We start from the raw sequence: 20820 nt of genomic DNA on the forward strand, positions 1-20820 counted from the left end.
TCTGGATCAGCTTAAATACTTCCGTTGGCCGACGATCTTTTCAGCGACTTTCGAGAGCTAGGCAGTGTATCGGTGCAGACGCCTTCGTAGATTTCAGCCGCCATACCGATGGTTTCGCCGAGAGTCGGATGCGGATGGATAGTCTTGCCGATATCGATTGCATCGGCGCCCATCTCAATGGCGAGGCAGATTTCCCCAATCATGTCGCCGGCATGCGGTCCGACGATCACGCCGCCGATGATGCGATGCGTTTCCTCATCGAAGATTAGTTTTGTCATGCCATAGGCGGCGCCTGACGCAATTGCTCGCCCCGATGCCGCCCACGGAAATTTCGCGCTCTTGCTGCGCCGGCCCAACGGTGCGGCGCCAGCTGCACCTTCCATCTCTCCGACCCAGGCGATCTCGGGATCAGTATAGGCAACATTCGGCACTAACTTGGCGTCGAAGAAGCTCTTGTGGCCGGCCGCAGCTTCCGCCGCCACGTGGCCTTCGTGCACGGCCTTATGCGCCAGCATGGGACCGCCAGCGACATCGCCGATGGCAAAGATGTGCGGCACATTGGTGCGCATCTGCGCATCGACGGTCACGAAACCTCTGGCATCGCAGGCAATGCCAATGGTTTCGAGCCCGAGATCCGCACTGTTCGGCAGCCGGCCGGCCGACTGCAGGACCAGATCATAGGACCGGCTCGTGTCCTTCGCGCCGGCGATCTGCACCGCTATGCCGTCAGGGCCCGCTTTGGCGCTGGTGACGCTGGCGTTGAGATCGATAGCACCGAAGCGATGATTGTTGCGGCTTCGCCAGATCTTTATCGCATCGGGGTCAAGGCCAGCGAGCATGTCCGACAGGCGCTCGACCACGTCGACCCTGGCGCCTAGCGCGTTGTAAACCGTGGCCATCTCCAAGCCGATGATGCCGGCGCCGACCACCAGCATGCGCTCCGGGATAGCGTCCAATCGCAGCGCGCTGGTGGATGTGACGACGCGCTTGTCGTCCGGAAACACACCGAGCTTCACGGCCGACGAGCCGGTGGCGATGATACAGGAGGCGAATGCCACGCGATGCGTTGCGCCCTCGGCGTCGGTGACGGTCAGGCATTGCGCGGATTCAAACTGCGCGACGCCGCGGATCAACGTGACATTCCGAGCGCCGGCCATCTGGCTCAAGCCGTCGGTGAGCTTCTTGACCGTGCCATTCTTGAACGCGCGGAGCGCGTCGAGGTCGATCACCGCTTTGCTGAAACGCACGCCCTTGTCGGAGATCCGCTCCGCTTCCTCCTTCACGGCGGCGATGTGCAGCAGTGCCTTTGATGGAATGCATCCGACATTCAGGCATACGCCGCCGAGGGTCTCGTGCCGTTCGACGATCGCGACCTTGAGGCCGAGATCCGCGGCGCGGTAGGCCGCTGAATAGCCGCCCGGCCCGCCGCCGATCACGACGAGGTCGAACTGCCCGCCGCCGCCCTCGCCGGCCGCCTTGACAGGGGCTGCGATCGGCGCATCGGCTCGCTCCGCATCGGCCGGGACCAGCGTGGCGATCGCCGTGCCCTTCGACACCTTATCGCCGACCTTCAGGAGCACGCTGGCGATCCTGCCTGCCGCAGGCGATGGAATCTCCAGGGTCGCCTTGTCGGACTCTACGGTGATCAGCGCCTGTTCGGCGGCGACGACATCGCCCGCCGCCACAAGTACGTCGACGATCTCGACTTCCGTGAAGTCGCCGATATCGGGGACTTCGATCTTAACGGTGCGTTCCATGATCGACCTCACAACGCATATCGCCGCAGGTCGCTGAGGACCGCTGCGATGAAGCCGAGGAATTGGGCGGCAGCGACGCCATCAACCACGCGGTGATCCCATGACAGGCTGACCGCAAGAATCGAACGCGGCTGGAATTCGGTGCCGTTCCAGACAGCCTCGGTGGCCGATCGTCCGGCGCCGAGAATGGCGACTTCGGGCGCGTTGATGATGGGCGTGAAGCCAGCGCCGCCGACGCCGCCGAGGGAGGAGACGGAAAAGCATCCGCCCTGCATGTCACTCGCGGGAAGCTGACCCGCGATCGCCTTATCCGCGAGGGCGCGCATCTCCGATGCGATCTCCAGCAGACCTTTCCTGTCGCAGTCCCTGATCACCGGCACGACCAGGCCCTTTGGCGTATCGACGGCGAAGCCGACATGGACGTATTGCTTGAGTACCAGCTCGTCCTGTTCCAGCGAGGCATTGAAGCGCGGATATTTCTTTAATGCCAGCGCCGATGCCTTGATCAGGAAGGAGACCATGGTCAGTTTCGGTGCGCTCTTGTCGCTCTGGCCGTTGACGATCTTGCGGAACGCTTCGGCGTCAGTGACATCCGCTTTGTCGAAATTCGTGACATGAGGGATCACGTTCCAGTTGCGCGACAGGTTTGCGCCGGTCAGCTTCTGGATTCGCGATAGTGGCTGCCGCTCGATCGGACCGAATTTCTCAAAATCCACCTTCGGCCAGTCGAGCAGGCCTTGCCCTGGCGATGTCCCGCGCGGCGCGCTCAGGACACGCATGACGTGATTGGCGACGTCCTCGCGCAGGATCCGGCCCTTAAGCCCGGTAGGCGTCACGCCATTCAATGCCACGCCCAGTTCGCGTGCCAAGGAGCGCACCGACGGCGATGCATGCGCCGCCGATGCGATCGGCTGCCGCTGGGTGTCGCGGCTCTCCACCATCGGTGCGGGCGCGGCCGGCTTAGGCGCAGTCGGTGAATCGGGCTGCGCGGGGGCCGACAGTGTCTCAATGGGCTTCACCTGAGAGGTCGAGGCGGAGGCCCCCGCACCTTCCAGGATCATCAGCACCGCGCCCTGGGACACCCGGCTGCCGACCTCGATCATCAACTGCTTGATCTTGCCGGCGGCGGGCGACGGCACCTCCATCGTCGCCTTGTCGGATTCGATCGACAGCAAAGGCGTATCGATGGCGATCTGGTCGCCGACCGCCACATTGATCTCGACGATGGGAACGTCCTTGTAGTCGCCAATATCCGGCAGGACCACTTCTACTGAATTGCTCATGACGCTGTTCTGACTAATTGATTATCGGGACCATGGCGAAACGACTTCGACGGTTATTTCGTAGCGCTTGATGGCATCAGCCACGCGCTTGCGGTCGATATTGCCTGCGCGTGCCGCGGCGGACAACGCGGCCAGGACAATCTGCTTGCGATCGACCTCGAAGAACGACCTTAGCGCTGCGCGCGTATCGCTGCGTCCGAAACCGTCGGTCCCCAGCACCATGTAGGGTGCCTCGATATACGAGGCGATCAACTGCGGATAGGCGCGCACGTAATCAGACGCTGCCACGACGGGGATGCCTCCAGATAAACATTTCGATGCATGGCATTCGATCTGATCGGACAACGGATTGAGGCGGTTGTGCCGTTCGACGTCGCGTGCGTCGCGCGCGAGTTCGGAGAAGCTGGTGGCTGACCACACCTCAGATGCGATCTGCCAATCGTCCTCCAACATTTTGGCCGCGGCCAGAACCTCCGGCAGGATGGCGCCGGATCCGACGAGCCGCACCTGTGGCGATACCGTCTTTGTTGCAACTATCCGGTACAGCCCCTTGATGATGTCATCCTGCACGCCCGCCGGCATCGACGGCTGCGCATAATTCTCGTTCATCACCGTCAGGTAATAGAACTCGTCGCGCCCCTCCTCCAGCATGGACCGCATGCCGTGATCGACGATGGTTGCGACCTCGTAGGAGAAGGCCGGGTCATAGGCGCGGCAATTTGGTATTGTGGCCGCGATCACATGGCTCGAACCGTCCTGATGCTGCAGCCCCTCACCGCCCAGCGTGGTGCGCCCCGCCGTCGCGCCGATCAGGAAGCCGCGCGCACGCTGATCCGCAGCCGCCCAGATGAGATCGCCGATCCGCTGGAACCCGAACATCGAATAGTAGATATAGAACGGCAGAAGCGCGAAATTATGCACGCTGTAGGATGTCGCGGCAGCGGTCCAGGACGAGATCGCCCCAGCCTCGGTGATGCCTTCCTCCAGCAGCTGACCGTCGGTCGCTTCCTTGTAGTACAGCATCGAGCCGGCATCTTCCGGCTCGTAGAGCTGGCCGACCGGCGAATAGATGCCGACTTGGCGAAAGAGATTGGCCATCCCGAATGTCCGCGCTTCGTCAGCAACGATGGGAATGACGCGCGGGCCGAGCGTCTTGTCCTTCAGCAGGTTGGAGAACAGACGCACGATCGCCATGGTGGTGGATGTTTCCTTGCCGTCTCCGCGTAGTGCAAAGTCGCCATAAGACTGCAGTGGCGGCACGGCGAGAGCCTCAGACCGGCGCCGTCGCACGGGCATATAGCCACCAAGCGCCTCGCGGCGGGCGCGCAGATATTGCAGCTCCGCGCTGTCCTCCGCCGGCTTGAAAAACTCCAGATTCTCGACCTGCTGATTGGTGAGGGGCAGACTAAATCGGTCACGGAATGCATAGAGCGCATCAATGTCGAGCTTCTTCGCCTGATGCGAGGTCATGCGAGACTCGCCAGCCCCGCCCATGCCATAGCCCTTCTTCGTCTTGGCGAGAATTACGGTCGGGCGGCCTTTAGTATCTTTGGCCGCTGCGAATGCCGCAAAGAGTTTTCGTAAGTCGTGGCCGCCGCGCTTCAAACCATCGATATCGGCATCGGACATATGCGCGACAAGTGCGCGAACCTCGGGGTCTTCGCTGAAGAAATTGGCGAGGTTATAGGCGCCATCTTTGGCTCCGAGCGTCTGATACTTTCCATCGACCGTTTCGGCGAACTTGCGCAACAAAGCATGCTTGCTGTCGCGCGCGAAAATGTCATCCCAGTCCGATCCCCACAAGACCTTGATGACGTTCCAACCGGCACCTTGGAAGATCGACTCCAACTCCTGGATCACCTGGCCGTTGCCGCGAACCGGCCCATCCAAGCGCTGCAGGTTGCAGTTGACGATGAAAGTGAGATTATCGAGTTTCTCGCGCGCAGCGAGTGCGAGCCCGGCGATCGATTCCGGCTCGTCCATCTCGCCGTCGCCGAACACACCCCATACGTGGCGGCCGCGCGTCTGCACCAGCCCGCGATGTTCGAGATACTTCATGAACCGCGCCTGATAAATGGCGCTGATCGGCCCAAGGCCCATGGAGGCCGTGGGGACCTGCCAGAACTCAGGCATCAGCCAGGGATGCGGATAAGAGGCGAGGCCCGGGCCGCTTAGTTCCTGTCGATAGAGTTTTAGATTCTCGTCCGAAAGCCGCCCTTCGAGATAGGCGCGCGCATAACCCCCCGGAGACGAGTGCGGTTGGAAATAGACCACATCGCCCTCGGATTCGTCGGTCGATGCGCGGAAGAAATGATTGAAGCCGACCTCGAAGATCTCGGCGACCGACGCGTAGCTAGCGACGTGCCCTCCAAGCTCACCATAGGCCTTGTTGGCGCGAACCACCATCGCGAGCGCATTCCAGCGGATGATGGCGGTCAAGCGTGTCTCAAGCGCGACGTCACCGGGATAGGGCTTCTGCGTCTCCAGCGGAATCGAATTGCGATATGGCGAATAGGGCGGCGCATCGGGCAACACCCCGATCTCCTTCGCACGCCGATCCAGTGCCGCCAGAATATATCGGACACGATCGGCGCCGGCACTTCGGTGGAGCGATCCGAGGGACGCCAGCCAATCAGCGGTCTCCAATTCGTCTTGATCAAGAAGCGGCGAGGTAACGACTTTGCGCGGCGGATCGATATGAACGGTCATTCGTCGGACTCCTGAAAAAGCCCGTACTTGGTAGCATCGAGTACCGTGGCACTTGCTGCCGAATACCGACGCAATCTGGAAGATTGCACGCCTTACGTGGACGCCGGACGCCTCATTCAGCATTCTCTGCTGTTGGCCGATCTGCTGCGCGGATTACAAAACCGGCATTTTGCCGCAGATCGGCCATCTCATGCTGCGCAGTTTTCAGTGACCTCGCGTTGCGGAAACGCTATCGTCGCTTGGCAAGGCCGCGCCAGGGCCAGACAGCGTCGACGAGTCACACAATGCGAATCGCGCCCGATCCCAAATACGATCCCGATTTTGCCCGCATGGATTTGCCCGATCTCCGGATCAATTATGATCCGGTCGATCCGGATCAGTTCGATCGCCCGATCACCTCGTTTTGCCTCGAGACGAGTGAGGACAACGACGATCTCCCGTTGCATTCACATCGAAAGGGCCAGCTGGTCGTCGCATCTCACGGCTCGGTGATGTGCAGAGCACCGGGCGGCTTGTGGATCGTCCCTCCGCAAGGCGCCGTCTGGATACCGGCCGGCATTCTTCACAGTAACTGCGTGGCCGACTTCGGCCGCATCTACACGGTGTTCATCGATCCGCAAGTCAGCATGCTGCCACGGACCTGCTGCACGCTCATGATCACGTCGCTGGTGCGGGAACTGATCCATCGCTTGTCCGTCTTCCCGCCGCTCTACCCATTGGAGGGGCCGACCAGCCGCCTTGGGCGAGTCTTGCTCGACGAGCTTGTTCAGATGTCGACGACGGATGAGATGTATCTGCCGATCTCCGCGGACAGCCGACTTCAGCATCTCGCAGCGGCCCTGCTGCAGAATCCCGGCGACCGCAGCACTATTGGTGAGCTGGCAGCACGATATGCAATGAGCGAGAGCACATTCGCCCGCCTCGTCGTAAAGGAGACGGGAATGACATTCGGGCGCTGGCGCCAGCGGCTGCAGCTCCTCATCGCGATGCAGCGCCTCACGGCCGGCAGTTCTGTGCAGACGGTTTCGCTGGATCTAGGCTACGAGACGCCCAGTGCGTTCATTACAATGTTCAAAAAAACGATGGGAAAAAGCCCGCGGCGCTTTCTAGCCGAGCGAGCGCGTCTGATCAATCTTGAAACTCTGCCGTAGCCCTCACGCTTCGCAGCATCCGGGCGCGGGCGGGCCCCACGATGTTTCCATGGGGCCGCATGAACCGGCTTCGTTATCGCTTGCTGTAGGGCGTCAGCGGATATTCGAGCGACGCTTCCGCGATTTCTTTCGGCGCCACCACGCGTGGTCTGCCTTGCAGGCCTTGCAGCATGACCATCGAACAGTTGACGTTCTGTCCGGTCTCATCGAATTTGGTGTTTTCGCCATACATCAGGACCGGCTTCATGTCGGTCGCCTTGAGCGCGCTGTGAATGGCTCCCGACTCCGACGACGACGCCCGCTTCACCGCATCGCCGACGATCTGCACGGCCTCGAAGGCGCAGCCCGCATTCGCGTCGAACCAGTCATTGGGATAGTCGGTCGCGAACATCTTGATGATCTTTCCGGAATCGGCTCCCTTCGGATTGAGCCAGAGCGCCGACAAGATCGGACCATTGCCATATTTTCCAAGCGCGTCGTGATAGGCCTTGTCGGACACGCCATTGGAATTGGGTGAGAACACCATCTTGGGATCCCATCCCTGCTTGATGCATTCGCGTGCGATCATGATCGCGTCGTTGACGCGGGTGACCGAGATCAACGCGTCAGCTCCCGATGCCTTGGCCTTAGCAACTTCGACGGAGAGGTCTTTGGCCTTTTCGTCATAGGCGACATATTGCGCGATCTTGAGCGGAACGTTCACCTCTTTCCACGCCTGGTCAATACTCGCAGCCGTCGATTGTCCCATCGTGTTGTTGAGATGGAGGATGGCTGCGCTGGTCGGCGGATCTTTCAACGTGCCGAGTACGGACTTCAGCTCGACCAGCGACTGCCGCACGATGGTGAGCGAGGTCGGGTAATAACGGAAGACCTGGGTGAACCCCTGCGAAGTCACCTGTGTCGCGCTGGCAATGTGAACGACCATCGGCACCTTGGCGGCTTCGCATGCCTGGAGCGCCGAGATGGTGGCTCCGGAATCCCACGCGCCGATCAGCACGGTGCAGCCCTGCCGAATGAGGCTCTCCGCAGCGATCCGACCATTCTCGGGGCGGCTCTGCGTATCCGCATGAACGATCTCGATGTCGAGCCCGTATTTCTCGCGCGCGAATTTCGCACCGAGGTCAATTCCCCGAACACAGGCCTGGCCTGGAAAGGCGAGCACGCCGCTGCTGGGCATGATCGCCCCGATTTTCACTTTCGGCGTCGCCGCGACAGACGGCCACGACGTCAGGCCGACTGCAATCCCCAATCCGCTTCCTACGATCGTCCGCCGTGTAATTCCGCCTCGCTTGGTCATATGAATGTCCTGCTTTGAAATGAGAAAGATTTGCCCGACTCGAGGGCGTACTGGGCTTGAAGTTCTTCGACACCGACACCTTCATATCGTCGACGCCGCCTAGTCTTGGGGGGCATCGACGCATCCACGCTTGGCCGGCGTTGACGTTAAAGACCCATTTCAGCCCTGATCAGATTTTCTTCGGTTTCGTCATAGAGGGAATTGATCAGGGACTGATATCGCTCATGCAATTGCTTGCGGCGTTTCTTGCGTGTCGGAGTCATCACTCCGTTCTCTGGTGACAGCTCCTCCGGTAGGATGCGGAAGGCCTTGATTTGCTCAGCGCGCGCCAGCCTTCCGTTCGCCTTGCCAATCTCCGCCTCGATCAAGCGGTTAACGATTTCGGACTTTGCAAGATCTGAGTATTCTACGATCTTAGGATCGCGCAACTTCGCCCAGTCCATAGTCGCGGTCGCATCTACCTCGATCAGTGCGGTGAGATACTTCCGTCCCTCGCCGATCACCGCCGCTTCGGAGATGAACGAGCTATGCCGAATCTCGTTCTCGATCTGAGTCGGACTGATTGATTTTCCGTTCGAGGTGTTGATGATCTCCTTTTTCCGGTCGACCAGCTTGAATACACCCTCGGGGGACACTTCGACGATATCGCCGGTGTAGAGCCAGCCATCGCGCAGCGCCGACTCGGTCTCGTCAGGCTTATTCCAATAGCCGGCGAAAAGACCCGGCCCGCGCACGATCATCTCCCCGTCCTCCAACACCGCTGTCTCCCAGGCAGCGTCCGGCAAGGGAACACCTACGTTGCCAGAATGGGGCCACTCGGCCATCTGGACTAGATTGGCGCCGACCAATTCGGTTTGTCCGTAGCATTCCTTCAGCTGCAGTCCCCATAGCTGCCAAAGCGACATCAGTTCGGACGGCATCGCTGCGGACGACGTGAATGCGACCTTTAGCTCGTCGAAGCCGACCTCCGCGAGAAGAGGCAGGAACACCTGCTCGCGGCAGGTGGAGAAGAGTTTGGAGACGAAGGCATCGAGCGCGCCTCCGGTCTGTCGGTCATCCAGGGCCTTACGCGCGATGGTCATGGCGAGAGCGTATCGCTGAACTCTCGTCTCCGTTGCAGCATGCGCCTTGCTAAGGATCTGGGTCGCGAACCGCTGATAGAAGCGCGGAGGCGCCATATAATACGTCGGCTTCACTTCCTTGATCGTCTGAGCGAAATCCGCAGTCGTCTCGCCAAAATAGGGAACGACATTGGCAACGAGCGGCAGTACCGTTGCCTGTCCGCGCGCCACAGTATGCGACATCGGCAAGTGCACCACCACGCGATGCTCATCGTTACGCATGCTCGGCCCGAACAAGGTGACGCAATGGGCGCCAGCGAGAATGGAGAGATGGGTTAGCATCGCGCCCTTCGGATTTCCGGTGGTCCCGGATGTGTATCCGATGCTAACCAGATCTGAGGTCTTGGCCGCCGCGCTCTCCTTCTGAAGATATGCGGCGGGCTCGACGTTTTCCGCTCCTACAAAGTCCGCCATGGTTTGGGCCGAAGCGCCTGGTTGGCCCTTCCATTCTGGGTCGAGGACAATGATGCGGCTGAACCGTTCAGCTTCGCCGGAGGCCAGCACCACACGCAGCTGCTGCTCACCGCCCACGAATACGAACTTGGCTCCGGAATCGCTGAAGTAGTAGGCAACCTCTTCAGGCGAAGAAGTGAAGTAGACTCCGACCATGATGCCACCGGCGCACATGATCGCCATGTCCGCGATCAACCATTCCTGCGACGAATCGCCCATGATCGCGACCCGGTCGCCGCGCTGCAATCCAGCGCGTTGCAGAGCGTTGGCAAGATTGACCACGCGCTGCGCATAGACGCCCCATGTCACGCCCGCCCATGCTCCGTGACGTTTTTGGTGATAGGCAGTCTTGCCGGGCCGCTCCGCAAGCCGCGCAGCGAACAGCTGCGCAACCGTCGAGTCGGCCAGCTGAGCGCCGGAAGTGACCGCAGCGAGATTCATCTCATCGCTCCGCGAAACGCTTACGTTTTGCTGCGAACGCAGCAACTGCTTCAGCCCGCTCAGGCGACGCGAAGGTCAACATCTCGAGCGCCGCCGAGGTGTCGAGCAACAGATGAGTATACTGCTTGATAATCTTGTTGACGCTGTATTTCGTCCACACGATCGACTCTTTCGGGCCGCTGGCAAGCATCTCGGCATATTCGATCGCGACGTCGAGAACGTTCTTGTCCGCAATCACCTCGTTGATCATACCGATGGCCGCTGCTTTCTCGGCCGAGATGAATTCGCCGGTCATCAGGTAATGCTTGGCCCGCACCGGCCCCATAAGAAGTGGCCACATGATGGCGCCGCCATCGCCGGCGACCACACCGGCATTAACGTGCGTATCGGCAAATCGCGCGCTCGGGCTCGCATAGATCACGTCACAGAACAGAGCGAGCGTGGCACCAAGACCCACAGCAACGCCGTTGACGGCCGCCACGATCGGAACTTCCACTTCGAGCATGTTGCGAATGAGATGGCGTCCGCTGCGGGTCGGCGACGGAAGCACGCCTTTATCGAGCGACTTTTGGTCGCCTCCCGAGCAAAATCCACGTCCCGCGCCCGTCAGAACGATGGCATTGACGGCCTTGTCGTGGTCCAGCTTGACGAAAACGTCTTCCAGCTCCTCATGCATATCCCAGTTAATCGCATTGAGAATCTCCGGCCGGTTCATCGTTACGATCGCAACGCCGGTGGCACGCTTCTCAACGATGAGATACTTGTAGTCGTATTTCGACATCGATTTTTCCTTTCGATTAGTTCTGTGGCCGCATCAGACGGATCTTCCCGAGAATTTCCTCGGTAGGCCGCACCACATTGTTTCGGTCGTTGAAATGCGGAATGACAAAGCGGCCGACCATGTCGATCGCTTCCATGATCTTTTCATGCGGCACCGAGTCCATGTGCAGCAGGATTTCATCGACACCCATGGCCTCGAATTTCTCGAGCTGGCGGATGATCGTGTCGGGGCTGCCGCAAACCGTCGTGGCCGACTCGTTGACCAGATAGTCCCAGTCGTTCGCCGCGCGCTCCATGGAAGGAATGCTTTCGCTCATATACTTGTAGTCATCAGCGATCTTGGCGAGACGCGGATAGGCATCAGTCGAGATTTTCGCATAATGCATGAGCGGTCCGGCGTAATCGGCCTTGGCCTGCTCGTCAGTCTTACCGATACCGATGAACAGCGGAATGCCGATGCGGGGGCGTTGCAGCGGTCCTTCCTCGTCGCGCTTCCAGTTGGACCGGTAAGTGTCGATCAGCTTCTGCTGGACCTCCCAGCCCTGATAGATGTTACTGCTCATCACAGCGAAGCCCTCGGACGCCGCCCAGACATGGCTGCGCTCGCTGGTCGCGGCGATGCCGATGACCGGATGCGGCTTCTGCAGCGGCTTTGGAACCAGCTGACGCGGCGGGATCTGGTAGTACTTTCCTTCGAAGGTGAAGATGTCCTCGCGCATCGACTTCTTCAGAAGCGCCAGGCCCTCTTCCATCTGTGCCAACGTTTCGTTCGGATCGACGTTGAACGCCCGCATCGCGATAGTTGTATTGGCGCGGCCTCCGTAGAATTCCATGCGGCCATTCGAGAGGATGTCCGTCACCGCAAGGCGCTCGGCAGAACGCAAGGCATGGTTGATGCGCTGGGGCATCAGCGTCACCGCCGCGCGCAACTTGACCCGGGAGGTCACGGCGGCGAGATAGCCGAATACGACCTCGGGCGCAGAGCTCGATATACCGCCCAGGGCGACATGCTGCTCCGAAAGCGCGACGCAATCGAAGCCAACCTTTTCTGCCAGAAGCACTTCATCCACCAGCTCGTGGAGTCTGCGCGAGTAGCTGTGGCCGACCTGGGTTTCCTGTTCAGACCAGAACCCAAACGTTAGTGCCATTTCTAGATCCTTTTAGATTTCGAGATGGCTCAGAGTTTCATAGGCGGAGCGACATTTTCGTTCGAAAGCTGCAGCATGCCGCAAGTCTTTCCAAATTTTATGCCGTCAGGAGCCGGTTGATCTCTCCTGCTCCTTGAACGTATCGACGAGCAGATCTGCGATCGCGGCAAGACACGCCTCACCAATGTCGCGGCTCGCGCCGATCGGGCTTCCGATGATGCCGTTTTGAGAAATCGACCGAACTCCGTTCTTCCACATCAATTCGAGTTGCACCTGCGTCAAGGCACCAAGATGTCCGGCTTCGAACCGGTCCTGCCTCACGCTGTCCGGGCGGATCGCCATCATCAACGAGGTTTCGGCGATGTCGGCATGTCCGCCGACGGCGAGAGGATCTCCGCCTGCAGCCCCCACCGCATGACGCCAAGTGTCGATCCAGAGCGTCGAGTCAGTGAACGCGACAATCTCGACATCCGGCGGCACCGATGCGCGCAGCCGATCGAGCATTCCCTTGATGACGGGAAAGTTACCGATATGACCGGAGAAGATCAGCAGCCGCTTGAAGCCATGCCCAGCAAGACTTGTGCAATAGTCCGTGCAGATCGCCTCAAGCGTTTCCGGGCGAAGCGACAGGGTACCCGGAAACGGCAAATGATGAGCCGAACAGCCGACCTTGATGGTCGGCGCCACCAAGGTCTTGCCTCGGCCTCGCGCGACGCGCTCGCCCAAGGCGTCGGCATGATCCGCATCCATGCTGAGTGCCAGATGCGGCCCATGTTGCTCGATGGCGCCTAGCGGGATCATCACCGCCGTGTACCCCTGCGCCAGCGCAGCGCCGACGTCCTCGAAACTCATCTGCTCCAGATGGATTTCACTGGGATATCCCCGCGCCATCGCTCAGCCTTTGCTGTTCTTGGACAGAAACCGCGCGCGGGCCTCGGCCGAACTTTCGGCAGTGACATAGGCCTCGAGGTCGGCGACGGTCATGTCCTCAAGCGCCCGATCGTCCAACAAAGCTGTGCGGTTGAGCGATCGCTTGATGACATCGAACAGCTTGCGATCCTTCTGCCGCAATGCTCGGCAGACCTCCGTCGCACGCGGCGCCACCTCCTCGGTCCGAACGACTTCGTTGATCGCTCCGATCGCTTTGGCCCGCGCCGCGTCGATGAAGTCGCCCCAATACAGCAACTCTTGGGCCGCCCGCACGCCGAGTTTTTCGACGGCCCGGCGCATGCCCTTGGTCACGGGCAGGAGGCCGTGATTGATTTCGGGGAAGCCGACCTTGCACGCTTCATCGGCAACCACGTGGTCCGCATGCAGCAGGAACTCCAAAGCACCTCCGACCGCATAGCCGCGAACGGCGCAGACAATCGGGCCCGGATAGCTCTCCATCGTCACGAGCAATTGGTGGAAGAGCCGGATGCGCGGCCTTGCGACCTCCAGCCCCACCACCTCCTTGATGTCTCCGCCGGCGCTGAAGAAGCGACTGCCGCTTCCGGTCAGCACGATTCCGGGAGGCTGCTCCTCCGCCGCAAAGCACTCGATCGCGTCCAGCAACAGGGCGATGAGCCGGGAATTCAACGCATTAGCCGGTGGCCTGTTCATGGTGATCGTGACCAGGTCACCATCGCGCTCGATCAGAAGGGACGCATCAGAGATCATGAGAAGATCCTCGGCAGGATACGGCAGGAGCTGCCGCCGACAGGAAGTTGATTGATGCAGCCACGACGCATGCCTGCTCGTGCTGCATAAAGGTCTCGTCAATTCGGCGCGCGCTCACATCCCCAGATAAGCGCGCTGGATATCGGGATTTTCGAGCAGTTCTTTGCTCGATCCGTGAAGCACCACGGACCCGTTCTCCAGAACATAGCCGCGGCTGCTCAATGCCAGCGATTTCGCAACATTCTGCTCCACCAGAAGAACGGTGATGCCCTGGTCATTGAGCGATTTGACCACCCCGAACATCACGTCGGTGAGCGCCGGTGATAGACCGATCGACGGCTCGTCGAACATCACGACTTCCGGCTTCGACATAATGGCTCTGCCGATCGCCAGCATTTGCTGCTCGCCTCCGGACAGGGTACCGGCCAATTGGCGGCGGCGCTCACGAAGCCGCTCGAACAACTGATAGACGAATTCGAGCGTACCCATCTGGTCGTCTCGTGCCCGCTTCAGCGCGCCGCCGATGAGCAGATTGTCCTCGACGGAAAGCGCGCTGAAGATCTGGCGGCCTTCGGCGACCTGGGCGATGCCCATTTCGCAGATCTCCCAGGGCGGCAGCCGCGTGATATCGACCCCCTTCATCCTCACGGATCCACCCGATGACGGGACGATTCCTGCAATCGAGCGGATAAGGGAAGTCTTGCCGGCGCCATTGGCTCCGACCACGCAGATCAGCTCACCCTTGCTAATCCGGAGCGACACGCCGTTCAGGGCATTGGAACCGTCATAGGCGGCGCACAGGTCGTCGATGGCGAGAAGAGCATCGTCAAGCATGGAAACCGGCCCCCAGATAACTTTCGAGCACCCGCGGGTCGGCCACCACGTCCGACGGCTTGCCCTCCGCAATCTTGGCGCCGTGATGCAGCACCACCACCGTCGAGGCTACTTCCATAACGATCCGCATCACATGCTCGACCAGCAAAATCGTCAGCCCACTCTCCGCGAGCTTTTGCAGCACGCCGACCACGCCGGCCGCCTCGGTCGGCCGCAGACCTGCCATCACTTCGTCAAGCAGCAGCAATCTGGGGCGCGTCGACAACGCTTTGGCCATTTCCAGCATTTTGCGATCAGGCAGCGTCAATTGATCGGTGCGCGCATTCGCCTTGCCGGCAAGGCCGACGCTTTCGAGCGACTCGTAGGCCTTGGCCCGCGCCTCCTTGACACTCGTCGTCCAGCTGAAGGCCCCCACCATGGCATTCTCCAGCACCGACATGTCCTTCATTGGCCGGACGATTTGAAACGTCCGCGCTACGCCCATGCGACAGACCGTCTCGGGTGGCGTCCGTTCGATCGAACGCCCCTCAAACAGAACCTGTCCGCGGGTCGGGCTCAGCGCACCGGCAACGAGATTGAAGCATGTGGTCTTGCCCGCGCCATTCGGCCCGATCAGCGCGGTGATGCGGCCCGGCGCCAGCGCGAAGCTAACGTCATTGACGGCAACCAATCCCTGGAAGGATTTGGTCAGGTTTTTCACTTCAAGCAGCGCGGTCATTCTCGACCTCCTGCAATTTCAATATCCGAACACGCGCCGGCAGTTGGATCGCGCCATAAAGGCGAACTACCGCGGGCCAGATACCGTCAGGCAGAAACCAAACAACAAGGATCAGCACGGCCCCGTACGCGATGCTGTTCAATCCCGGAATGCCGAAACTGTCCCCAAGAGCACCCATGGCATGGTGAAGCGGTATGGCAGCCATCGAACCGACCAGCGGACCAAAGGCCGTGCCCAGTCCGCCCACCACCGGGCCGATGAGCACATCGACGGAGATGCCCATACCCATGATCGAGTCCGGAAAGATCGCCCCCTGCACGAGCCCTAGCACGCCACCGCCGATCGCCGCCGTTGCGGCTGAGATCGAAATCACCAAAATCTTGTGACGAAAGGTCTGAACGCCGAGCGCGCGCGCCGCGTCGTCGTCGTCCCTCATCGCGCGCCAGACGTAACCTAGATAGGACCGCGAGATCATTTCCGTCCCCGCCACGCCGATGGCAGCGAGGGTAAGAGCGACAAAGTAATAGAACCGCGTGTCGCCTCGGAGCATGGCGAGGTCCATCGAACCCGTCGGTGCCTGAAAGAAAAGGCCCTGCATCCCTCCTACATAGTCCCATCCGCCGAACATGATCCGAGCGAATTCAGCGGCAGCGATCGTAAGCAGCGCGAAATAGATGCCGCGGACCTCGAAACGGAAGCTGAGCCATGCGAGCACAGCACCGATAAGACCGGCAATGGCCGCTCCCAGGATCAACCCGATCCACGGTGTGATGCCGTATTTGATGTTCAGGATCGCCACGCTATATGCGCCGATCCCGACAAACAGCGCGTGACCGATGGATAACTGCCCGCCGATCCCGAGCATGAGATTCCAGGACTGTCCCATAAACGCAAACAACAGGACGACCGTGAGGAGCGAAATGATGTAGGCATTTGATATACTACCCACCATCGCAAGGATGGCGAAAACCAGAACGCCGGCCCCCCATCGCTTCGGGTCGCTGGTTTGATCAAACTTCTTTTGCACCGAAAAAACCCCTCGGACGGAGAATTAAAATGATGATCAAGAGCGCGTAAGGGAGTGCCGTCTTCATCGACGGCGTGAACATCAACGCCGCGACCGCTTCGGCCACTCCGATCGTGAGACCCCCCAAAAGAGCGCCCCCAAAACTGCCGAGACCACCGACAATCACTGTCACAAAGGCCAGAAGAGTAAAGTCGACCGCGAGATAAGGCTGTGCATCGAACAACGGTGAAATCAGCGCACCGGCGACTCCGGCGCAAGCGGAGCCGATACCAAAGGTCACGGCATACACGCGCGGAATATTGAGGCCGACGACCAACCCGCCCAAGCGATTATTTGCAGCAGCCCGAAGCGATCGGCCGAATGCAGAATATTTCAGATAGGCGCTAAGAGCAGCGATCAGAACGCCGGCTGTAAGGGCGGCCTGGATCCGCGCCCAATCCAGCGTCAGCGGCCCCACCGCAACGGTCTGGAACGATAGCTGGGAGGCCGTCGGCCGCGGATCAGGACCAAACGAGACCAGCAGTACGCCGCTGAAGAGGAGCGACAGGCCGATGAAGACAATGAATTGATAGTGGTGCGGTCGATTGACGAACCGCTTCACGACCAATGCTTCCAGGAGATATCCGAACAAGAACATTATCACTGCGGCGATCGCAGCGGCCGCAATGATCGGAATGTCCCAGATGCGGACGGTCCAGTATCCGATATACACCCCGAACACCACCATTTCTCCATGCGCAAAATTCACCACGCGCATGACGCCGAAGATAATGGTGAGGCCAAGTGCCACGAGCCCGTAAACCAGGCCGATAAGTACCCCGCTCGCAAGAACATTGAGCCAAAGCGACAACATCAGCACACCCCCGCTGGCAGGCGGGTGAAGCGGCTTGCAGCGCGATCGCTTCGTCGATGACGGCGCGCCTCGCACGGCCGACGCATTTCCAGACATGCCTGATCGGAAAGATCACGACTGACCTCGATTGGAACGCTACACTTTCCTGGCATATCAATCGGCTCCATTCTGGTTGTATCCAAATCGGTACTGCGTAGATGCTCGGCTTATTTCGGAAGCGCCTTCGGCGCGGCGAAATATCCATCGACATAGACGAGCGGTTCACCGCCTTTTCTCGTGGTTTGAGCCACGACCTCGCCGGTGAAGATGGTATGGCTGCCGGAGCTGTGTGCATTCACGACCCGGCAATCGAAGCTACAGATCGCGTCGATCAGACTTGGCGCTCCGGTTTTCAGATCGCACCAAAGGCCGTCGGCGAAGCGGATATCGCCTTTGCTTCCATCCTGACCAGAAAAGGTCAGAGCCAAGCCGAGATGTTCGATGCCCAGAATATTCCAGCAGAACGAGCCGTTGCTTTCTATCGTGTCATGCGCCCCTGCAGAGCGATTGACGCAGACCAGCACACTCGGCGGCTCGGTGGATAAAGAACAGCCCGCGGTCAGTGTCAGGCCGTGCCGATGAGGCATGCGGCCTGTCGTGACAATCGAAACAGCGCCCGGCACGTTGCGCATGGCGACGCGGAACTCAGCAGGATCGAAGGATGACGGATCGGAAGCTGAGGCTGCTGGCGCTTGCATAGGTGATACTCTTAGATTCATGTAAAAGATGCGCCCCGATATCGTCGATGGTGACCGGCGTTGGTATCCGCCGTCTTATCTACTGAGCGTGTGATCTATTTGATCGCCTGGTAGAACTGGATAACGTTGCCGCTCGGGTCGCGCACCTTCACCGCACGGCCGTGGCTGGCCATGTCGCGAATTGCCTCAACTTGAGCACCACCTGCTACGGCGCTCTCTATCGCAGCTTCCAGATTGTCGACATCAAACACCAGAACGGCATCTTGCAGTTGATCCGATACCGATTCAGCTGGGCTGGCGACACAGAAAGCCGCGGGATCGCTCACGAATTGAATCCACTTTCCCGGGTCCGCAAAGCGCACCTTCAGACCCAGGCCTTCGTAGAACGAGGCCAGACGCTCTGGGTCGGCCACTGTGAGATAAACTTGCTTGAGTTTCACGTTCGAAATCCATTTCGATCGATGCCCCCTGCAATGCGATCGTCGATGGATAGTCACCCTGGCCGTCCAGCATTAATGCTTGAACAGCGCGTGTCGCATGTCGTTCATAAGCATTTTATGCTGCCGCGGCGCCATGCGGGAAATTCGGGCCTGCGCTTGCCCTTTGCGATGTTACAAACCTTCTTCGTCCGCGCACCGGCGGCGTGGCATCAGGCTGTCTTCAACGCGGCAGAAATCAGGAGACAACAAGGTATCCCAGCCGTGCATTGAGCTTGTGGATCAGCTCTTCCGCCGCTTCCGAGATCACCGTGCCCGGCGGGAAGATCGCCTCGGCGCCGGCCTTGTAGAGTTCGTCGTAATCCTGTGGCGGGACGACGCCGCCGATGATGATCATGATGTCTTCGCGGCCCTGCTTCTTGAGTGCGGCCTTCAGCTCCGGCACCGCGGTGAGATGGGCTGCGGCCAGCGAGGAGAGGCCGAGGATATGTACGTCATTCTCGACGGCCTGCCGCGCGGCTTCGTCGGCGGTGGCGAATAGCGGCCCGATATCGACGTCGAAGCCGACATCGGCGAAGGCCGAGGCGATCACCTTCTGGCCGCGGTCGTGGCCGTCCTGACCAATTTTGGCGACGAGAATGCGCGGGCGGCGACCCTCGGCGTCCTCGAAGGCGTCGATCAGCGCCTGAACCTTCTGGACCTTGTCGTTCATGGTGGACGCCTCGCGCTTGTAGACACCGGTGATGGATTTGATCTCGGCGCGGTGGCGGCCGAACACCTTCTCCATCGCATCGGAAATTTCGCCGACGGTGGCCTTGGCGCGGGCGGCGTCGATGGCCAGCGCCAGCAGGTTGCCATTGCCGTCCTTTGCCGAGCGCGTCAGCGCCGCCAGCGCGGCATCGACATCGGCCTGGCTGCGCTCGCCGCGAAGCCTCTTCAATTTGTCGATCTGCAGCCGGCGGACATTGGAGTTGTCGACCTTGAGCACGTCGAGCGCTTCTTCATTCTCCGGCTTGTATTTGTTGACGCCGATCACCGCCTGACGGCCGGCATCGATGCGCGCCTGGGTCTTCGCCGAGGCTTCCTCGATGCGCAGCTTTGGCACGCCGGCCTCGATGGCCTTGGCCATGCCGCCGAGCTCTTCCACTTCCTGGATGTGCGCCCAGGCCTTGGTCGCGAGATCGTGGGTCAGGCGTTCGACGTAATAGGAGCCGCCCCATGGATCGATGATGCGGTTGGTGCCGGTTTCCTGCTGCAGGAACAGCTGCGTGTTGCGGGCGATGCGCGCCGAAAAATCGGTCGGCAAGGCGAGCGCCTCGTCGAGCGCATTGGTGTGCAGCGACTGGGTGTGGCCCTGCGTCGCCGCCATCGCCTCGATGGTGGTGCGCATCACGTTGTTATAGACGTCCTGCGCGGTCAGCGACCAGCCGGAGGTCTGGCAATGGGTGCGCAGCGACAGCGACTTCGGATCCTTCGGATTGAACTGCGTCAGCAGCTTCGCCCACAAGAGGCGTGCGGCGCGCATCTTGGCGACTTCCATGAAGAAGTTCATGCCGATCGCCCAGAAGAACGACAGCCGCGGCGCAAAGCGGTCGACGTCGATGCCGGCGGCGAGACCCGCGCGCAGATATTCGACGCCGTCGGCCAGCGTGTAGGCGAGTTCAAGGTCCTGCGTCGCACCGGCCTCCTGCATGTGATAGCCGGAGATCGAAATCGAATTGTACTTGGGCATCTTCTGTGAGGTGTAGGCGAAGATGTCGGAGATGATCCGCATCGAGGGCGTCGGCGGGTAGATATAGGTGTTGCGCACCATGAACTCTTTCAGAATGTCATTCTGAATGGTGCCCGTGAGCTTCTCCGGCGGCACGCCCTGTTCTTCGGCGGCAGCGACATAGAGCGCGAGGATCGGCAGCACCGCGCCGTTCATGGTCATCGACACGCTCATCTGGTCGAGTGGAATGCCGGCGAACAGCGTGCGCATGTCATAGATCGAGTCGATCGCCACGCCAGCCATGCCGACGTCGCCCGACACGCGCGGATGATCACTGTCATAGCCGCGATGGGTGGCGAGATCGAAGGCGACCGAGAGACCCTTCTGGCCGGCGGCGAGATTGCGGCGATAGAAGGCGTTGGAATCTTCCGCGGTGGAGAACCCGGCATATTGCCGGATCGTCCAGGGCTGGTTGACATACATGGTCGGGTAGGGGCCGCGCAGGAATGGCACGATGCCGGGATAGGTGTCGCGGAAATCGATGCCCTTGACGTCGGCTTCGCTGTAACCGGGCTTCACCAGGATGCCTTCTGGCGTCAGCCACGGTTCGGCTGTGCCGGCAAAGACCGGGGTTGCGGTTGGGGCGAAAGCGATATCGGCGAAATTCGGAATCCTGGTCATGTCCAGCCTTCGTGATTGAAGGG

Annotated in this window: 17 protein-coding genes; 1 reads left to right on the forward strand and 16 read right to left on the reverse strand. The window is 60.3% G+C overall.

Annotated features, from left to right (window positions below):
* Positions 1 to 11: 11 nt before the first annotated feature.
* The 3 genes from lpdA to mdeB are packed head-to-tail and all read right to left on the reverse strand — an operon-like array spanning position 12 to position 5749.
* Entirely contained in the window at positions 12 to 1757 is a 1746-nt protein-coding gene (gene lpdA, locus AB7828_RS15235) for a dihydrolipoyl dehydrogenase (protein WP_441230493.1), read from the reverse strand.
* A gap of 8 nt (positions 1758 to 1765) precedes the next feature.
* Positions 1766 to 3040, reverse strand: a complete 1275-nt coding sequence (locus AB7828_RS15240; protein ID WP_120286713.1) for a 2-oxo acid dehydrogenase subunit E2 — start codon at positions 3038 to 3040, stop codon at positions 1766 to 1768.
* A 21-nt stretch (positions 3041 to 3061) separates the two neighbouring features.
* Positions 3062 to 5749: an alpha-ketoglutarate dehydrogenase gene (mdeB, locus tag AB7828_RS15245; protein WP_441230494.1), complete on the reverse strand. Its 2688-nt coding sequence runs from the start codon at positions 5747 to 5749 to the stop codon at positions 3062 to 3064.
* A 284-nt stretch (positions 5750 to 6033) separates the two neighbouring features.
* Between mdeB and AB7828_RS15250 the strand changes: the two genes are divergently transcribed.
* A complete protein-coding gene (locus tag AB7828_RS15250) occupies positions 6034 to 6900 on the forward strand; it encodes an AraC family transcriptional regulator (RefSeq protein ID WP_439068608.1) in 867 nt (288 codons plus the stop codon).
* A 73-nt stretch (positions 6901 to 6973) separates the two neighbouring features.
* On the opposite strand, the gene AB7828_RS15255 is transcribed toward AB7828_RS15250, so the two are convergent.
* The 13 genes from AB7828_RS15255 to scpA all read right to left on the reverse strand — a co-directional run bounded on the left by AB7828_RS15255 (position 6974) and on the right by scpA (position 20797).
* Positions 6974 to 8197, reverse strand: a complete 1224-nt coding sequence (locus tag AB7828_RS15255) for an ABC transporter substrate-binding protein (RefSeq protein WP_120286710.1) — start codon at positions 8195 to 8197, stop codon at positions 6974 to 6976.
* Positions 8198 to 8343: 146 nt separating this feature from the next.
* Positions 8344 to 10212, reverse strand: a complete 1869-nt coding sequence (locus AB7828_RS15260; protein ID WP_120286709.1) for an AMP-binding protein — start codon at positions 10210 to 10212, stop codon at positions 8344 to 8346.
* Between the two features lies 1 nt (position 10213).
* Entirely contained in the window at positions 10214 to 10993 is a 780-nt protein-coding gene (locus AB7828_RS15265) for an enoyl-CoA hydratase-related protein (protein ID WP_120286708.1), read from the reverse strand.
* 16 nt (positions 10994 to 11009) lie between these two features.
* Positions 11010 to 12140: an LLM class flavin-dependent oxidoreductase gene (locus tag AB7828_RS15270; protein ID WP_120286707.1), complete on the reverse strand. Its 1131-nt coding sequence runs from the start codon at positions 12138 to 12140 to the stop codon at positions 11010 to 11012.
* 105 nt (positions 12141 to 12245) lie between these two features.
* On the reverse strand, positions 12246 to 12992 hold the full coding sequence (locus tag AB7828_RS15275) for a creatininase family protein (protein WP_439068609.1): 747 nt from the start codon (positions 12990 to 12992) through the stop codon (positions 12246 to 12248).
* A gap of 42 nt (positions 12993 to 13034) precedes the next feature.
* Positions 13035 to 13799, reverse strand: a complete 765-nt coding sequence (locus AB7828_RS15280; RefSeq protein ID WP_120286705.1) for an enoyl-CoA hydratase/isomerase family protein — start codon at positions 13797 to 13799, stop codon at positions 13035 to 13037.
* Between the two features lie 114 nt (positions 13800 to 13913).
* A complete protein-coding gene (locus tag AB7828_RS15285) occupies positions 13914 to 14633 on the reverse strand; it encodes an ABC transporter ATP-binding protein (protein ID WP_441230495.1) in 720 nt (239 codons plus the stop codon).
* Positions 14626 to 15351 (reverse strand): ABC transporter ATP-binding protein, encoded by a 726-nt coding sequence (locus tag AB7828_RS15290; protein WP_120286703.1) that lies wholly within the window; start codon positions 15349 to 15351, stop codon positions 14626 to 14628. Before AB7828_RS15290 ends, AB7828_RS15285 begins: the two co-directional genes overlap by 8 nt.
* Positions 15335 to 16378, reverse strand: a complete 1044-nt coding sequence (locus AB7828_RS15295; protein WP_441230496.1) for a branched-chain amino acid ABC transporter permease — start codon at positions 16376 to 16378, stop codon at positions 15335 to 15337. Before AB7828_RS15295 ends, AB7828_RS15290 begins: the two co-directional genes overlap by 17 nt.
* Positions 16362 to 17231, reverse strand: a complete 870-nt coding sequence (locus AB7828_RS15300; protein WP_120286767.1) for a branched-chain amino acid ABC transporter permease — start codon at positions 17229 to 17231, stop codon at positions 16362 to 16364. Before AB7828_RS15300 ends, AB7828_RS15295 begins: the two co-directional genes overlap by 17 nt.
* Before the next feature lie 206 nt (positions 17232 to 17437).
* Positions 17438 to 17968: a flavin reductase family protein gene (locus AB7828_RS15305; RefSeq protein ID WP_441230497.1), complete on the reverse strand. Its 531-nt coding sequence runs from the start codon at positions 17966 to 17968 to the stop codon at positions 17438 to 17440.
* A gap of 95 nt (positions 17969 to 18063) precedes the next feature.
* Positions 18064 to 18408 (reverse strand): VOC family protein, encoded by a 345-nt coding sequence (locus tag AB7828_RS15310; protein ID WP_441230498.1) that lies wholly within the window; start codon positions 18406 to 18408, stop codon positions 18064 to 18066.
* A gap of 235 nt (positions 18409 to 18643) precedes the next feature.
* Complete coding sequence (gene scpA / locus AB7828_RS15315; RefSeq protein WP_441230499.1) at positions 18644 to 20797, reverse strand: methylmalonyl-CoA mutase; 2154 nt, start codon at positions 20795 to 20797, stop codon at positions 18644 to 18646.
* Positions 20798 to 20820: the final 23 nt, after the last annotated feature.

Source organism: Tardiphaga sp. 215_C5_N2_1 (assembly GCF_052076055.1).
In the GTDB taxonomy this organism is placed as follows: Bacteria; Pseudomonadota; Alphaproteobacteria; order Rhizobiales; family Xanthobacteraceae; genus Tardiphaga; species Tardiphaga robiniae.

What these genes read in the sequence shown, in the direction of transcription:
- AB7828_RS15285 (WP_441230495.1), bottom strand. Translation starts at nt 14,633, where the DNA reads ATGCTTGACGATGCTCTTCTCGCCATCGACGACCTGTGCGCCGCCTAT.
- AB7828_RS15270 (WP_120286707.1), bottom strand. Translation starts at nt 12,140, where the DNA reads ATGGCACTAACGTTTGGGTTCTGGTCTGAACAGGAAACCCAGGTCGGC.
- AB7828_RS15300 (WP_120286767.1), bottom strand. Translation starts at nt 17,231, where the DNA reads ATGTTGTCGCTTTGGCTCAATGTTCTTGCGAGCGGGGTACTTATCGGC.
- AB7828_RS15280 (WP_120286705.1), bottom strand. Translation starts at nt 13,799, where the DNA reads ATGATCTCTGATGCGTCCCTTCTGATCGAGCGCGATGGTGACCTGGTC.
- AB7828_RS15290 (WP_120286703.1), bottom strand. Translation starts at nt 15,351, where the DNA reads ATGACCGCGCTGCTTGAAGTGAAAAACCTGACCAAATCCTTCCAGGGA.
- AB7828_RS15275 (WP_439068609.1), bottom strand. Translation starts at nt 12,992, where the DNA reads ATGAGTTTCGAGGACGTCGGCGCTGCGCTGGCGCAGGGGTACACGGCG.
- AB7828_RS15250 (WP_439068608.1), top strand. Translation starts at nt 6,034, where the DNA reads ATGCGAATCGCGCCCGATCCCAAATACGATCCCGATTTTGCCCGCATG.
- AB7828_RS15260 (WP_120286709.1), bottom strand. Translation starts at nt 10,212, where the DNA reads ATGAATCTCGCTGCGGTCACTTCCGGCGCTCAGCTGGCCGACTCGACG.
- mdeB (WP_441230494.1), bottom strand. Translation starts at nt 5,749, where the DNA reads ATGACCGTTCATATCGATCCGCCGCGCAAAGTCGTTACCTCGCCGCTT.
- lpdA (WP_441230493.1), bottom strand. Translation starts at nt 1,757, where the DNA reads ATGGAACGCACCGTTAAGATCGAAGTCCCCGATATCGGCGACTTCACG.
- AB7828_RS15265 (WP_120286708.1), bottom strand. Translation starts at nt 10,993, where the DNA reads ATGTCGAAATACGACTACAAGTATCTCATCGTTGAGAAGCGTGCCACC.
- AB7828_RS15255 (WP_120286710.1), bottom strand. Translation starts at nt 8,197, where the DNA reads ATGACCAAGCGAGGCGGAATTACACGGCGGACGATCGTAGGAAGCGGA.
- AB7828_RS15240 (WP_120286713.1), bottom strand. Translation starts at nt 3,040, where the DNA reads ATGAGCAATTCAGTAGAAGTGGTCCTGCCGGATATTGGCGACTACAAG.
- scpA (WP_441230499.1), bottom strand. Translation starts at nt 20,797, where the DNA reads ATGACCAGGATTCCGAATTTCGCCGATATCGCTTTCGCCCCAACCGCA.
- AB7828_RS15305 (WP_441230497.1), bottom strand. Translation starts at nt 17,968, where the DNA reads ATGCAAGCGCCAGCAGCCTCAGCTTCCGATCCGTCATCCTTCGATCCT.